A 15,596-nucleotide genomic window follows, 5' to 3' on the forward strand; every position below is an offset into this window, starting at 1 on the left:
CTATACTTTTTAACCTAGTTTTAAAAATATGTTATTTGTTTACATCTATTAGTTGTAGGTCCTTATCCGTTGCGCCATAGAATATCCTGGTTTTTTCTTCATGGGAGTAACCGCCGATAAAAAACAATCTGTCTTCTTTTTCAATGATTTCCGGTAAATGCAAACCCTTGTATTTGAGATTTTTGATGCTATTGCCATTGGCATCAAACTTTCTCAAGTACTCTTTTGAGGACACGATAAAAGTATCTCCCAAGGCCAATAACGCCTGGTTGTTGTTTGTTCCCTCAAAATAATGTGTTTTGATAGGGCTTCCAGAAGCATTTGTAATTATCAGTTCGCCATTACCGTAGCAAACCAAGTTACCGTTGGTCAACTGCTCAAGGTGAAAGGTGCCATTGAGGTCATTGGCCGAATTTATTTTAGTGTCCAAAACGGACTCTTCCAAAACAATGTGCGAAGTAACGTTCAATGCGGTATCATAAAATACCAAAATGGGTTTGTATCCGCTTATGGAAGGTGATGTAGTATTTTTGTTGAATTTTGCACCAAAGGCTACGTAGCCGCTTTCGGTCAGTATCAAATCGCCCAACATACTATCGGCATCCCCTATGGGATTTATAAACTCTTCAAAAGCATCCCCGGAGCTGTTTCTGCGTTCAATGGCCGTTTTGTATACCCCGTCAACCTTTTTTGCCCCATAGTATAAATAAAAACTGCCATCGGCTATGCATCCGTACTTGTGTTTGGTAGCTGAGTTTATTCCGTTGAGAAAACCCCAGGCGTTATTGTAGGTTACCTCATGGGTGCCATAAAAATCAGCCAAGGTTCTTGAAAAGTGAAAATTTTTGTTTCCACTGGGGAAAACGTTTAAGAACGCACTATTGGAATTAAATTGTTTGTCGGCAATATAATTGGATGTAGATTGGTAGTTTTCATCAATCTCTGAATAATAAAATTTTGAAGTCCCGGCATCTTCCACCAATTGCAGGGAATAATAGGTATTGTTTGCTATATTTATACCTGTTTCCAAGGAAACCGTAGAAAAACCATCCGCTATATCGGGGAAAAAATAATGTTCCTTCGCGGGTTTCACGTAAACGGGATAATTAAAGGTTTCGGTATCTCCGGCCTCGTTTTTCACGGTAAGTTCAATGGTGTAGGCACCGCCTTCTTGATCTGTGAATACCGGTGCTTCTTCAGAACTTTGCGTACCGTTTCCGAAGTCGTATTTGAACGATATGGCATTTTTGGAACAACTGTTTATCGTTAGGCTTTCCCCTATTGATACGGTGTCTTTACTAACGGTAAAGCAAGCTTTTAATTTGGCATCGGATTCTGGGATGGAATCAGGGTCGGAATTTGGGGAAGCGGTTTCCTTGGTACATGCCATAATGGACAAAAGGCATAAGCCCGTAAAGTAGATTTTTTTCATAATGATAGGATTTGGGTATCACTAAGATAAAAAATCTATCGAATGAATTTTCTTAAAATCGATGAGATGCATGTTTCTTTAACAAAACGCACAATATTTTGATTTTAAAGCAGTTAAACGATTTTTATCATCGGTGTTTAACGCTCTTCTAGGGTACATAGCAAAGCATCTGCTTCTTTGTAAACTTTCGTTAGGCCTAATTTGTTTAAGCCTTTTATGCCTTTGTCCCAAGCTTTATTACTCAGATTTGCAGCCTCTTTCAAATCATTTAAAGGCATTGTTTTTGTCTTTTTGATGATATCGAAAATGGTTTTTTCGTTTTCGGAGAGTTCCAAGGGTTTTTTCTCTGGGCGCATTTGTGGAAAGAACAATACTTCCTGTATGGAGGAATTGTTGGTCAATAACATGACCAAACGATCTATGCCGATACCAATACCAGAAGTAGGCGGCATACCGTATTCCAAAGCGCGCAAAAAGTCCTGATCAATGAACATGGCCTCATCGTCTCCTTTTTCGGATAGTTTCAGCTGCTCTTCAAAACGTTGGCGCTGATCTATAGGGTCGTTGAGCTCGGAATAGCAGTTGGCGAGCTCTTTACCGTTGACCATTAGTTCAAAACGCTCGGTCAGGGCCGGATTGTTCCTATGCTCCTTGGTCAACGGGCTCATTTCTTTCGGATAGTCGGTTATGAAGGTTGGCTGTATGTAGTGGTGTTCACATTTTTCGCCAAAAATCTCATCTATCAATTTGCCAACGCCCATAGTGTCGTCTACTTCAATGCCCAGACTTTTTGCGGTTTCACGCAACTGTATCTCATCCATCCCGGAAACATCTACTCCGGTATGTGTTTTTATCGCTTTGAGAATGGGCACTCTGGCATAGGGGGCCTTAAATTCTATTTCATTTTCCCCTACGGTTACTTTGGAAGTTCCGTTGGCATCAATGGCTACTTTTTCCAATAACTGTTCGGTAGTGTCCATCATCCAATTGTAGTCCTTGTAGGCTACGTAGAGTTCCATAACGGTAAATTCGGGATTATGGGTCCTGTCCATACCTTCGTTACGAAAATCCTTTGAAAACTCATAAACTCCGTCAAAACCACCAACGATCAGTCTCTTTAGGTACAATTCATTCGCAATACGAAGATACAAGGGAATATTTAGGGCATTATGGTGCGTTAAAAACGGACGTGCCGCCGCACCACCGGGAATGGGTTGTAAAATCGGGGTTTCCACCTCTAAATAGCCTCTTTCATTATAAAATTGGCGTATACTGTTCGTGATTTTGGTGCGTTTGATGAAAGTGTCCTTGACTTTAGGATTTACGACCAAGTCAACATACCGTTGCCTATACCTTAATTCGGAATCGTTAAATTCATCGTACACATTGCCTTCGGCATCTTTTTTGGGTAGGGGTAAAGGGCGCAATGCCTTACTGAGCATGGTAAAGTTTTTTACCATAACGGTTTTTTCGCCCACTTGGGTGGTAAAAAGTTCGCCTTCGACACCAATAATATCACCAATATCCAACAGTTTTTTGTACACCTCGTTATACAGTGTTTTATCTTCTCCCGGACAAATCTCATCGCGATTGAAGTAAACCTGTATTCTACCCTCACTATCCTGTAACTCGGCAAACGAAGCTTTGCCTTGGATACGGCGCGACATCAACCTCCCGGAAATCACTACTTTTTTACCTTGGGTAAAATCGGTTTTTATACTTTTAGAAGTAGCATCTACAGGATATAAAGCTGCCGGGTAGGGATCAATGCCCATTTCCCTGAGCTTGGCCAATTTTTCCCTTCTAATGATTTCTTGTTCCGAAAGTTGCATTTGTTGCGATTTAAGGCTGCAAATATAGGTGGTTTGGGCAAATCTATCAATTCAAATAAAGTCTAAAATTTTGCTTTGGATATACTGTAACAAATCAGGTGATTTTGCGTCAAATACATACATCAATCAAAAAAATCCTAAATCAATGAGTTTTTTTCGTGTTTTATTGGCCATTGTTTTTCCGCCGCTGTCCGTTATAGGAAAAGGTTGTGGTTCTTTCCTGATCGTACTTTTGCTTACTTTCTGCGGATGGGTTCCTGGGGTAATCGCAGCTTTGGTAATCTTGAACAATCCTAACTAGCCTTAATATACGCTACGAATGAAGTAGAATTCAAGATCGTTCGCTCAACTTTTTACTACCTTTGTTCCCATGAACAAGAAGGTTGTCTTAGAAGACTTGGGTCTACAGGATTACAAAAAAACCTGGGACTATCAAGAGGGGCTTTTTGAAAATATCATAGCTATAAAAATCAAGAACAGAAGGGAAGGAGCAGGTTTGGAAACGCCCAATCATTTTTTGTTCGTTGAGCATCCTCATGTATATACCTTGGGTAAAAGCGGTGATATAGGTAATCTCTTGGTCGGCGAAAAGGTTTTGGAAGAAAAAGGGGCCAAGTTCTACAAAATCAATCGGGGAGGGGACATTACCTATCACGGTCCCGGGCAAATCGTGGGCTACCCTATTTTGGACCTTGACAACTTCTTTACCGATATTCACAAATACTTACGTTTTTTGGAAGAAATGGTCATTTTGACCTTGGCTGAATATGGGTTAAAAGCTGAACGTTCCGGCGGTGAAACCGGAGTTTGGTTGGATGTTGGCACCCCGTTTGCCCGTAAAATATGTGCCATGGGCGTTAGGGCTTCCCGTTGGGTCACCATGCACGGTTTTGCATTGAACGTAAATGCCGATTTAGGGTATTTTGATCTGATGATTCCCTGTGGGATTAAGGACAAGGCCGTAACTTCATTAAATATAGAATTGGGGAAACAGCAAGTTGATATGGATGAGGTCAAACAAAAACTCCTCAGGCATTTTGAAGCTCTTTTCAAGGCGGAATTGGTAAAACAAAAAACCCCGGTGTGAGCCGAGGTTTTTGTTTGCCATTTAGTCATTGAATTGCGTTAGCTTAGTGCTGCAAACCTAAATAATCCATCGCTTCTGCGTAGGACATTTTCCTAAGGTCAACGTTTGTGTTTTTGGCACTGGTTGAAGATTCAACAAGTACATACCTTACCTCACCGCTTGGTGGTATAGCAGCCGCATTATCCGTATTATCCGTAACTAGAAAACGTATTTCGGCATCATCTGCATTAATAGTGTAGTACATGTCCCAACTTTGGTTCGTTATGGGCAAGGCTCTTACATTATCAAATGAATCTTTATAATATGCTAGAATTGCATAGGAGTCTACAACCTCAGCAGTAATTCTGGAATCATCGATTGAAAAACTGTTCGCTAAGAAACCACTGTACGTGTCACCAAAATCGGTTGAGGTCCACCCTGATGCAATAACATTGGCATTGCCATCTTCACCATTCTCACCGTCAGCACCATCTTGTCCCGCAGGCCCTTGCTCACCTTGCGGCCCCTGTGGTCCAATAGTACCATCTTCACCATCCTCGGCAGAGCAAGAAAATATAAGTATTGTGCTGAGTGCCATTAGAAATAATTTTGTCTTTAAGATTACTTTTTTCATGATTTTAAAATTTTAATATTAAAAAATAGTTTTAATTGTTTATTTGGGGAACCTTTTAAAACAGTTGAACTATGGTTTTAGAGTGCTATTTTGAATGGATTTGATTACAGATTCCGAATCAAGGAAATCTTTAAATACACTATGTATTTTTTTAGTCAATACCATTGTAAATTCATGGGATATCCGTTTCCCATCCATTCGTTTTAAAGTGCCATTTAATGAAACCTTCTGCACCTTAAGCGTATGATTGTTTAAGTTCTCATGGTCAAAACTTAGTACGATTTCCCTATGGCCAGACCATATGATATCAAGGGGCATATAGTCTGCTCCACTGACGATGCACCCTTGCAAACCTTTTTTTGCGTGGATAATATGTTCTTTCTTGCCGGCAAAAGTGAATATCAGCTGTAAATGATTTTTTGGTGTAGATTGAAAATGTGATGACGTAGCCGTGATTGAATTGAACTGATGATGCCACGACGTAGAGCCTTCGCTACGTTTTATTCCTCGGGAGCTCGATAATTTTAAACCTGTTGGTTTTTTAGGCCTGTAATACAACATTTTATCCCCTAGGATTTCAAAGGATATGGTGTCCCCGTTCAATTTTAGTGAAATAGTGGGCTTGACCTTAGTGTTGAATGTTTTTACCAAATCGCTTAGGTCTGTTTTAGCAGTTTGCGCCATTGTAGGTATTTGAAAAAGCGCAACCGATAGTATGAACAAGATTTCTTTCATTACAACATTTTATCTTAGAACGGAGCAACCAAAATCTCAACACGCCTATTTTTTCGACGGTTTCCATCATTCTCATTGGGTGCTAATGGGCTGGTTTCACCAAGACCTACTTCCTTCCATTTGAAGCTGGAGTTGTTTATGGATTTTCTGAGTTCAGCAGCTACGGTTGCTGCCCTTTTTTTGGAAAGCACTAGGTTTGTTTGGTCACTGCCCACATCATCGGTATGCCCTTCCACGGTAATGGTACCCTTGGGAATGTCCTGTATTTGTTGGGCCAGTTTACGTATCGCTTTGGCACCTTCGGGTTTGAGTTCATGTTCTCCCGTATCAAAGAGCACGGCACTGTCCAAGCTCATGCGTAGGGCACCGCCAATGGCTGCCACGGCATCAATGTCTGCGCCGGGCGGTGGCCCGAAACTAGTCTTTAAATCGGTTATTTTTATATAATTAAAGGTTTCGCCAGGCTTTACATAATCCGTAATATCTTTTAAGCCAGTACCTCCTTCCACTTTTCCGATGTCAATCCAACTTTGACCATCTTTGCTAAGCTGAAGATTTGTAGGTTCTATAGCAGCACCCTGTTCGAACACGAAAATATCAGGACCATTGACATCCGTTATGGCATTATCCTTAAAAAAAAGTACGATAGAGCCTCCAGAACCAAGAATTGTACAGTCTGTTTGTAAATCAGCATCACCTTGAGAAGTTCCCAAACATCTTTCTGGAAAGAATCCGTCAGGCTCACCTGGTTTAAAAAACACTACTGAATCAGCGAACGAAAGTGTGCCCATAGGTAGATAAACCATTTCCTTTCGCGAATCCACGTAAGTGTCCTCCATATTTTTGGTCAGGGCAAACCAAGATGGATTCAGTTTGTAAAATGCTCTCTTCGCTTTTTCGGCCCTAGCCTTAAAATTGGTCGTACGCACTTTGGCCTCGGTCTTACTTTCTTCGAGCAGTTCGATAAAGTTTTGTGATGCTTCACCACTGGCGATATACGCCTCGACTTCAGGATTGCTCAAACTCTGCTCAATGTCTTCGGCATGTTTGACGCTGACGATATTGTTATCGGGCATGGCCGTAAGGGCTATCTGTACTTCCTTTTCGCTGACCCCAACCATTTTGGCGAATAATTGCCGGGCGTAGGCCCCTTTATCGCTTCTTAGGAGTTCGAGGTTTAAAGCCCCTTTTTCGGTAAACAGTCCCTGGCTTGTAGAATCTTTGGCCCCGCCCGACATTAGGTCGCCCATACCTTTCATGAGTTCATCAATGTCGATGTCCTCCATGGCCTCCTCCAAGTCTTCGGTTGCTTCTCGAAGGTCAGGTTCTTCAACTGCCTTGCCTTGGTCATTTTGAATTGTATTCTTCTTCGGGCTTTCGTTGCAGGCCAATAGCCCTAACACCAAAATCGTAAAGATTGCAAAAGGTCGTCGTGTATTCATCATCATGCTATTTGTAGGTGGCGTACCGCTGCTTCATAAATTCATGGTAGATAAAGCCGTATTTGCTGTACCAGTTTTCTTCACCCAGTTTTTTTTCACAGGCATCTATTTCCAGTAGCACATTGTACAGCCGCTGTGTCAGTTCATTATGCTTATTTTTATAGGTCTTATCAAATTCTTCTATCGATTTCAAGACTTTGGCACGTTCTTTTTGCCACGCCAAACCAGAAACAGGGTGTATACCTGAGAAATTATCTCCGAAGGAAAGACCGAAATCGGTCACTTTTTTGGTATGCTGGCCAATTTTGAGCAATTTTTCCAATCTATACCGCTGTTCGTGAAGGTTGTCATAGGCACGGGCGAGGCAGTCACAACCTTCTTTGTTTTCTGAGCCTTCTTCTTCAGAAACTCCATCTTTATTATCGACTTCCGATGATTTTGTACCGTTGCCACCATCTTTTGAAGCATCAACTTGGTCTTGCTTGTCTTGATTTCTGTCTGGGTCTTTTTTATCGCTACGATCTTTATCTTTACCATCCCCGAAATTTTCAGAACCATCATTGTTTGAACTGTCACCTGAGTCGTTTTGTCTTTGTTGTATTGCAGCAACTTCCCTTGCATAGCCTGACATAACTTCAGAAACCGAAGTTGTGTAGTTCGATGATGCATTCGAGCGACCTCGTTCGAGAGCCCTTGTGATGGAGTTGATATCATTTTGATACCTTTCTGTGGCACTGGCAATGGCATTTGGATCACCATTGGCATTTCTAATGTCGGCGTTGTATTGTTGGGTAATGGCTTGATTGGAAGTATTGAATGTCGAAAGCTGTGCTTCAATCATGGTATTTCGAATTTCTTTGGCTTGCTTGAGACCTCGCTCTTTTCGTTCTTCGGCTTTGGCCAAGGCTTCATCAATGTTTTCGTCTTTTTCATTAGAATCGGAAGTGTCCGGTTCACCGTCGGAAGTTCCACTGCTCGAACTGTTCGGTGAATTTTTAGACTGGGAATCCTCACCGCCATAGTTCTGCTCACTTCTTCTGGCAGTTTCGTTGCAACTGGTCGGCAACGAGGGTTGACCAGCAGGATCGAGCAAAGGTTCGAAATCAGTATCACTAGGACTCAAAACATCATAGTGGTTTCTTCGTCCAGAACCATATTCCTTACCGACGGCATCCAGTAACTTTTCCGCCACATTGGCTATGGTCTTTCCAGAAATGGAGTTTCCCAAGCCTTGCACAATTCCCGCCTCAGCCATTGGAATAAAAAAGAGCAGTGCGATGACTGTAGCAGCTCCTTTTCTTTTTTTACGGAAAAATAAAAAAACGATTATACCAAGTACAAGAATCGCTATCGGTATAATATAGTAGGTAAACGTACTGGAAGATTCCGACGCTGCACTAGAAGTCGTGGCGTTTGTGTTTCCTTCCGTATCCATTATTTCGTTCGAAGAAACCGATTTCATCGTGGAAGCGTCAACAAAAAGATTGCTGGCGGGAAATAACTCGCGGCCTGCTGAGACTGCCACCACGAACGGAATCCCCTTTTCAGGCGATGATATGATAATTCCAAATTGTAATGCGGTTCTAAAGTTGACCTTATATTCACCGTTTTTGGTAGCTCCTTCGCGGTGTATATCTTCCCAGTCATTTTTAACGATTTTGACGTCAAGTTTTCGGCCATCTTCTGAAATAACATGAACCATGGAGGACCGGAGAATATAGCCCAAACCTTTAATGGCAATACGGCTTTCGACACCATCGGTAATCCCCTTAAAAAAACGCACGGTATAGTCTTGGTCATCTTCGGGTACGGGCAACTCTTCTTTTACTATGGGAATGTCTTCGTCATCTATGGAGGGGGGAATGAACCCCTTATCCTCTTGGCTGGTTACGGTGGCTCCAAATAAGAGAAAAACCAAATAAACCAATCTTATTGTTTTCGAGTAAGTACTTTTCATGACCATTTATTTTCTATGTTTTTTCAATAAGTAGTTTGTAAGTATTACCATCTTCTGGGTAAGCTCTTGGTGCTGTGCTTCGGTACGGTCGGTCATGGCTTCACTTTTAACGCCGTACGAAATCAGAAAAGCATTATCATAGTTTTCATTGTAGATAAGCACGCGGCCCACATGGGGCTGGCGAAAGATATAGGCATCCCCGGTTTCAGCGAGCTCAATGCCAATGCCCTGCATGGCCTGTTCAGGATATTTTTCTTGATTCTTCAGTGCGCCCTGAATCTCTCTCTTGTTTTGGTCTTTTGAACTGGGTGTAGGTTCCCATAGAATAGTAGTGGGGTCACCCAATTTATTTTTTCCGAAACCCTCAAGGTCAAAGGAACAGAAGTTTGGTTTTTGATAGTCTGAAACGCTTACATCGCTTTCTGAAACACCAATGGTCTTGGCGAACTCAGAAGCATCCATACCGCATTGATAGTCGACCAATAGTGTGGTGTAATTGCCACTGGGCAAGGTCTTGGTTTCCTCTTTTGTAGTTGTCTCTTTATTTTTTTGGTTTTTTTCAGTTTTTTTAGAAGCTTCTCCACAGGAAAGCAATACCGAGAATAAGAGTACGGGTATTATTTTTCTTTGCATCAGATTGTATTTTAAAAGATTTATAAATGTCCATTTATTGTAAAGGGTTTGGCCTCACCATAATATTAAATGGAGTTCCATTGAATATTTAGTTTCTTTTTTCAATCAAATGCCCACACGTCGTTATACCTTAAATTACCACCACCAAAACCACCGATAACCCAAATTTTATTGTCAAAGACTACTGAAGAGTGCCGGTTTCTTGCAGGAAAGAACGCATTTGGAGTTGCTTCAAACCAATTTGTACCATTTGAAGAGTACCAAATATCATTTTTGAATTCCACATCATAACCCCCGATCACCCATATTTTATCATCAAATTCTACCGATGCGAAACCAGACCTATCTGAAAATTCGGCATTGGAGGTAGCTTCCGTCCAATTGACTCCATCTGAGGAAAACCAGATATCGTTTTTTCTTGTTTCGCCATCCCTCGCTCCCAATATCCAGACTTTGTCTCTGAATACCATGGCACCGAATCGTTCTCTTACAGAAAAAGGAGCACTGGAAGTTGCTTCGACCCATTCTACCCCATTTGTAGAGTACCAGACATCATTTTTTCTTGACGTATCATCTTCGCCTGCAATGACCCATATCTTGCCATCAAACACTACTGCCTTATGACTGTCTCTTGGAGAAAATGCGGCTTCAGGCGTAGCTTCGGTCCAAGTGATGCCATCGGAAGAATACCAAACATCGTTTTTCTTTCCAAAACCGTCTCTACCACCTATAACCCACATTTTATCATCAAAAATTACGGAAGCATGAGCACGTCTGGCCGAGAAAGCAGCTTCTGCATTGACTTCCATCCAGTCGACACCGTTTGAAGACCTCCATATATCATTACGTGAAATACCAGTATACCCCGCTATCAACCAAAGTTGATTTTCAAAGGCCAGTGTGGAATGTCCCCATCTAGCTAAAAATGATGCTTCGTCAACTAGGGCGTTCTCTGGGAAGTTTAGATTTCTTGTTCTGAAATGAAAAGTTTCACTTTCGGTCTGGTTGCCTTGACTGTCCTTTGCGATAACCTTCCAATAATAATCGGTCAATACAAATAGTCTATCACTCAGTGTGAAATTAGTACTTGATAAATTTTCGGCAATCAAAGTTGATGGTTGTTCGTCGGTATCTAAAAAAAGCGAATATGTGACTTCATCATTTTCAGGGTCACTGGCAGTGTTCCATTGAAAGCTGGGAAATAAATCAACCTCATTGGCCCCATTGATAACTTCGACCAGTTCAAATGCATTTGGGGGTTGATTTTCAACAGCTGTTGTGTTGTCCTCATCATCTTTTCCGCAAGAAGCAATGAAAAATGGTATGCTAATTATTATGGACAAGCTAATTTTTGATATGTTTTTTTTCATATTTAAAATTTAAAAGGCGCTTTTATAGGTATTGGTGTCTATCTTCATATCGGTCGGGCCCAACTCTACACACAACATGTGTACTTTCTGCGGTTTTTTTTTATTGGTCACGGTCATGTCCATCTCAAGGGCAAGGCCATCAATTAGGGTCATCCACTTATGGTCGACACCAGAATGTTTGGCGTTTTTGATCTGTAGTTCTGAAAATCCGCCGGGATAGCGAATCTCGGTCTCATCGGTGACCCAGACGATACCATGGTATTCCTTACCCTGCACCTTATAACCTTTGCAGCGATAACCAAGGATTTCCTTTTCTTCACCAGTAGCTGAAACATCAATAGCTGTCATATCTGTGGCATCCTCAATCTTATTGGGTGAAAACGCAATGCTGGTCTTAGTTTTCTGGTCGCCCAAGTCCATAAAACTGTGTATTTTGTTTTGGTTGAGATCAATGACCGATAGCGCTTTTTCGCCGGGCTGTATTTCGATACTGCTGCCCAGCACATTTTCATCTTCACCAAAGTATGAGGTTATCAATAATGTGTCTTTTTTCTGTACCAACTGGATCTTATAATAACTGTCAAAATGATACTTTTCTGGTGTTTTGGTGGCTCTATTATGAGTGGGATTTTTTTTATGAAAAACTGAATCAATGGTCTGGTCGGTCTTCTTTGAGGTTTCACTTTCAACACGTCGTTCAATGGTGCGCTCTACTGCCTGTTTTGCCTTTTTGCCCAATTTCTTTAAGAATTGGCCGTGGCTTGAAACCACTATTAAACAAATCAATAGTGTTGTAATGTTTCTCATGGTATTAGTTTTTTCGTTTTGGTGATTCGGCCATTGCCTTTTTCAACTGTTGGGCAAAGACCAGCTTTAAAGAATCTTTTTGTTTAGGTTCTGTATTGGATTCAATGAGCCTGTATTGTTGAAGGAGGTTTTCTTTTAATTTAGGGTCAAAATCTGACTGTAATAGCATTTGTTCATAATTTTCGAATCCTGCTAATGAGTTATCCTTGTTCTTATCACCTCCAAAAACAGTTTTGAATACATCAAACTGGGCTTCGACCAAATTCATCTGTTTAGTGGTGTCTTTTGCCTGCTGTGATTTCTTTTGCTGTGCTTGGCCAACTTGTACCAACAATAGCACTATAGTAATTTGTAATACGACTGTGGTTTTCATTGTTTTCTGAATTTTGTTTTTTTAAGCAACCGATTCTTGTCTATAATCTTCAATTCATAATTGCCATCATTGAGACGGGCCACATTGAGGTATATTTCACATTTGGGCATTTTAGGGAGATGGCCCATGAGTTTTGTCTTTTTTTTCTTCATGTTTGAGTCAATCGGTTTATGACATCCCCAACTGTTCAGGCCAAAAGTAGAAGTAAGGCATTATCATGGCTAGCACAGATGTAACCAATGCTTTGTTATATGTAACAATAGAAATAACTAATTGAAAAACAATTATTTACATATATGAAAGAAAAATATTAAATCTCAAGAATGCATGTAATCGGAAGGGGCTACGCCAAAATGCTCTTTAAAACATTTAGAAAAGTGGGAGTGGTTGTTGAAACCTACGGTATAGCCAATTTCAGAAACGCTGGCATTGGATTTTTTGAGAAGGTCAGCAGCGAGTTTCAAGCGCTGGCTTCGTATGAATTCGGTAGTGGCCTGGCCCGTAAGTGCCTTAAGTTTTCGATGCAATTGCATACGGCTCATGCCCAGTGCTTTGGCAAAAGCTTCGGCGTTAAAATTGGATTCGACCAATTGATTGTCAAGAACATCTTGAAGGGCATTCAAAAAACGTTCATCGTGTGAACCTATGGAAATTTCCTTAGGGGTGAGTATAACCTCTTTGCTAAAACGTTCCTGTAGTCTTTTGCGGTTCTCCAGAAGGTTGTTGACCGTTTGTTTTAGAATTTTATTGTTGAATGGTTTGGTCAGGTAGGCATCGGCACCGGTTTCAAGCCCTTCCAAGCGGTTTTCATCTCCTGCCTTGGCGGTGAGCATAATGATGGGTATGTGTGATGTGGCATTGTGCATTTTACAATTTTGGGTCAATTTCAGTCCGTCATCTTCAGGCATCATTAAATCAGTGATAATTAAGTCGGGCACATGCTCTAGGGCAGTGCGGAATCCGGTTTTGCCGTTCTCTGCCATAATGATATGGAATGTATTGTCAAACAGGGAAGAAACATACGTGCGCACATCTGTATTGTCATCAACGACAAGAAGAATAGGTTGTTCGCCGTTTGGTACACTTTGGTCGGATGTAATTACTTTAAACGGGACTTCAACAGAAGAAACATTATAAACAGGTTTGTAATTTTGAATAGTGACCGATTTTTCCGATGCTATAAAGGCCGATTCGGCAATGGGGAGTTTTACAGAAAAAATCACGGAACCCAATCGGCTTTCAGCTATGATCCTGCCTTTATGCAGCTCTACCAGTTCTTTGGTAAGCGCTAGGCCAATGCCCGTGCCTGTTTCGTTTTCATGTGCTCTGTGAAAGCGGTTGAAGATTTGTGCCAGTTCCTCTTTTGGGATGTTTACGCCCGTATTTTTTATCGATAATGCCAATTGTTCAGCTTCCAATTCAGCACAAAATGTGATGCTTGCTTTTTCCGGACTGTACTTTAGCGCATTTCCCAAAAGATTGGTCACGATTTTTTGCAATACGTCTTGGTCGTACCAATAGTGGTCGTCATCAATTGAAATAACAACATCCAATAACTGCTTTTTTTGTAGGGCTTGGTATGAAAACGATTCCGATAACGTTTTCAGAAAGCCAGGCAAATCTCCATTAGAAACCTGTAAGGAAAAATGGCCTGATTCCAACTTCGATAAATCCAGTAATTGCTCCACCAGAGTCTCAAGGCGTTCAGTATTGTTTTTGGCAATAGACAGGTTTTGTTTTTCTGCCGGATTCAAATCATCTTGTTCTAGCTGAGCTTCCAAAGGACCTCTGATTAAGGTGAGAGGCGTGCGTAACTCATGGGAAATATTGGCGAAGAAGTTGGACTTGGCCACATCCAATTCCCTCAATTTTTTGTTGGTCTTTTGACGGTTTTGGTAGAGAACAAATAAAAATAGTCCGGCAAGTGACGTGAGTCCGATACCTCCTAACAGTAGATTACGTTGGCTTTTTTGTTTTTGTTCTGCGAGTTCGCTTTGAGATTTTAAGAGTGCAATTTCTTGTTCTTTTTGTTCGGTTTGATATTTTGTTTCTAAGTCTTTGGTTAACTCTACATTGATTTTTTTATTGATGCTATCGGTAATCGACAATTGGTCTTGTTGGTATAGATAGGCCAATTTATAGTTTCCGATTCCTTCATGCGATTTTGCCAATCCTTTGTTGATTTCCCTAATATATGATAGTTGAAAATTCGTTACACCTCCTTCAATGAGGCTAAGAGCATCATTGAAGTAATCAATTGCCTTAAGGTATTTTGCTTGGTCAATATATAATTGTCCAGCATTCATAGCCAGTTCAAGTTTGCTTTCATTTGTATCTGAATCACTTATTAGACTCTCAGACTTTTTTAAATATTTTTCAGCTTTCTGATATTCCCCGATAGAGGAATAATTATTAATCAGTCTTCCATATATTTCTTTCGTTCTAAAGGAGTTTCCATAATTTTCATAAAATTCTTTTGCAGTTTCCAAGTTTTCAATTGCTTTTTCATTGTTACCTACGGTTTGATAATAAATAGCCCTTAGGATATAAGAATAATTCCTTCCTTCTTGGTCATCAATATGCGAGTAAGTGGTAAATGCCTTGTCAATGTAGCGCAATGCCCTTTCATCTTTCAGTTCAGCATAAATAGAACCTATGTTGTCATAAACCATTGCTGCAAATCTGCTTTTGTCTCTATTTGTGGAATGTATAGAATCAGCTTTCAAATAATACTTTAAAGCAATATCATAATTGTTTTTTTTGTAAAACTGATTGCCAAGCATAGTATTGGCCGACGCTATCAAATTCCAATCCCCGATAGATTTTGAAATTTCTAATGCACGCTTACCGTATTTTTCCGCATTTTCATAATCTGATTTTCGACTATAAAGTATGGCTAATCTTCTATAGTTGTTTGCTTGTAGGCTATCACTATCTATTTTAATTGCCAAATCAAGTGCTTTTTTGGTAAAGAACAGAGAGCTGTCAATATCATATTTATAATAATGATATTTTGATGCGAGGCCATAAGCATCCATCTTTTTTAAAATATCGTTTTGCGAAAATTCAAGAATTTGATTTTTGTAGAGATTGGCAGAGTCTAAATTCTCATACAGGTAGCTATCAAAAATCAAAACTAATAAGTTATGCTTATCAGTCTCATTGATTTGATACTTTAAAACTTTTTTCAGCGAATCTAATCTGTGCAATTCTTGACCAAAACCAAGAATTGACAAAAACAGAAAAACTATTTGGATGAAGCCTTTCATTGCAACGAATGTTTTCATGAATTAAAATATGAGGTTTGCGTAAAGC

Annotated in this window: 14 protein-coding genes; 2 read left to right on the plus strand and 12 right to left on the minus strand. The window is 40.4% G+C overall.

Annotated elements, in window-relative coordinates:
- Positions 1 to 31 precede the first annotated feature (31 nt).
- The gene (locus HYG79_RS11370; protein ID WP_179242209.1) at positions 32 to 1,432 is read right to left on the minus strand and encodes a PKD domain-containing protein; all 1,401 of its coding nucleotides are present in this window, start codon (positions 1,430 to 1,432) and stop codon (positions 32 to 34) included.
- A 137-nt stretch (positions 1,433 to 1,569) separates the two neighbouring features.
- Positions 1,570 to 3,264: a lysine--tRNA ligase gene (gene lysS / locus HYG79_RS11375; protein WP_179242210.1), complete on the minus strand. Its 1,695-nt coding sequence runs from the start codon at positions 3,262 to 3,264 to the stop codon at positions 1,570 to 1,572.
- Between the two features lie 145 nt (positions 3,265 to 3,409).
- Between lysS and HYG79_RS11380 the strand changes: the two genes are divergently transcribed.
- Complete coding sequence (locus tag HYG79_RS11380; RefSeq protein ID WP_179242211.1) at positions 3,410 to 3,565, plus strand: YqaE/Pmp3 family membrane protein; 156 nt, start codon at positions 3,410 to 3,412, stop codon at positions 3,563 to 3,565.
- A gap of 69 nt (positions 3,566 to 3,634) precedes the next feature.
- The gene (lipB, locus tag HYG79_RS11385; protein WP_179242212.1) at positions 3,635 to 4,351 is read left to right on the plus strand and encodes a lipoyl(octanoyl) transferase LipB; all 717 of its coding nucleotides are present in this window, start codon (positions 3,635 to 3,637) and stop codon (positions 4,349 to 4,351) included.
- Positions 4,352 to 4,394: 43 nt separating this feature from the next.
- On the opposite strand, the gene HYG79_RS11390 is transcribed toward lipB, so the two are convergent.
- From HYG79_RS11390 to HYG79_RS11435, 10 genes are all read right to left on the minus strand, one after another.
- On the minus strand, positions 4,395 to 4,964 hold the full coding sequence (locus HYG79_RS11390; RefSeq protein ID WP_179242213.1) for a collagen-like protein: 570 nt from the start codon (positions 4,962 to 4,964) through the stop codon (positions 4,395 to 4,397).
- 69 nt (positions 4,965 to 5,033) lie between these two features.
- Entirely contained in the window at positions 5,034 to 5,699 is a 666-nt protein-coding gene (locus HYG79_RS11395) for a hypothetical protein (RefSeq protein ID WP_179242214.1), read from the minus strand.
- 14 nt (positions 5,700 to 5,713) lie between these two features.
- Complete coding sequence (locus tag HYG79_RS11400) at positions 5,714 to 7,141, minus strand: OmpA family protein (RefSeq protein ID WP_179242215.1); 1,428 nt, start codon at positions 7,139 to 7,141, stop codon at positions 5,714 to 5,716.
- 7 nt (positions 7,142 to 7,148) lie between these two features.
- Entirely contained in the window at positions 7,149 to 9,098 is a 1,950-nt protein-coding gene (locus HYG79_RS11405) for a hypothetical protein (RefSeq protein WP_179242216.1), read from the minus strand.
- A gap of 6 nt (positions 9,099 to 9,104) precedes the next feature.
- The gene (locus HYG79_RS11410; RefSeq protein WP_179242217.1) at positions 9,105 to 9,731 is read right to left on the minus strand and encodes a hypothetical protein; all 627 of its coding nucleotides are present in this window, start codon (positions 9,729 to 9,731) and stop codon (positions 9,105 to 9,107) included.
- Positions 9,732 to 9,832: 101 nt separating this feature from the next.
- The gene (locus HYG79_RS11415; RefSeq protein WP_179242218.1) at positions 9,833 to 11,101 is read right to left on the minus strand and encodes a Kelch repeat-containing protein; all 1,269 of its coding nucleotides are present in this window, start codon (positions 11,099 to 11,101) and stop codon (positions 9,833 to 9,835) included.
- Positions 11,102 to 11,110: 9 nt separating this feature from the next.
- The gene (locus HYG79_RS11420) at positions 11,111 to 11,908 is read right to left on the minus strand and encodes a DUF4412 domain-containing protein (protein ID WP_179242219.1); all 798 of its coding nucleotides are present in this window, start codon (positions 11,906 to 11,908) and stop codon (positions 11,111 to 11,113) included.
- Positions 11,909 to 11,912: 4 nt separating this feature from the next.
- Positions 11,913 to 12,281: a hypothetical protein gene (locus HYG79_RS11425; RefSeq protein WP_179242220.1), complete on the minus strand. Its 369-nt coding sequence runs from the start codon at positions 12,279 to 12,281 to the stop codon at positions 11,913 to 11,915.
- Positions 12,278 to 12,433, minus strand: coding sequence for a hypothetical protein (locus HYG79_RS11430; RefSeq protein ID WP_179242221.1), 156 nt, complete (start codon positions 12,431 to 12,433; stop codon positions 12,278 to 12,280). Before HYG79_RS11430 ends, HYG79_RS11425 begins: the two co-directional genes overlap by 4 nt.
- 165 nt (positions 12,434 to 12,598) lie before the next feature.
- On the minus strand, positions 12,599 to 15,568 hold the full coding sequence (locus HYG79_RS11435; RefSeq protein WP_179242222.1) for a response regulator: 2,970 nt from the start codon (positions 15,566 to 15,568) through the stop codon (positions 12,599 to 12,601).
- Positions 15,569 to 15,596 lie beyond the last annotated feature (28 nt).

The sequence above is a fragment of the Costertonia aggregata genome (assembly GCF_013402795.1).
Classification (GTDB): domain Bacteria; phylum Bacteroidota; class Bacteroidia; order Flavobacteriales; family Flavobacteriaceae; genus Costertonia; species Costertonia aggregata.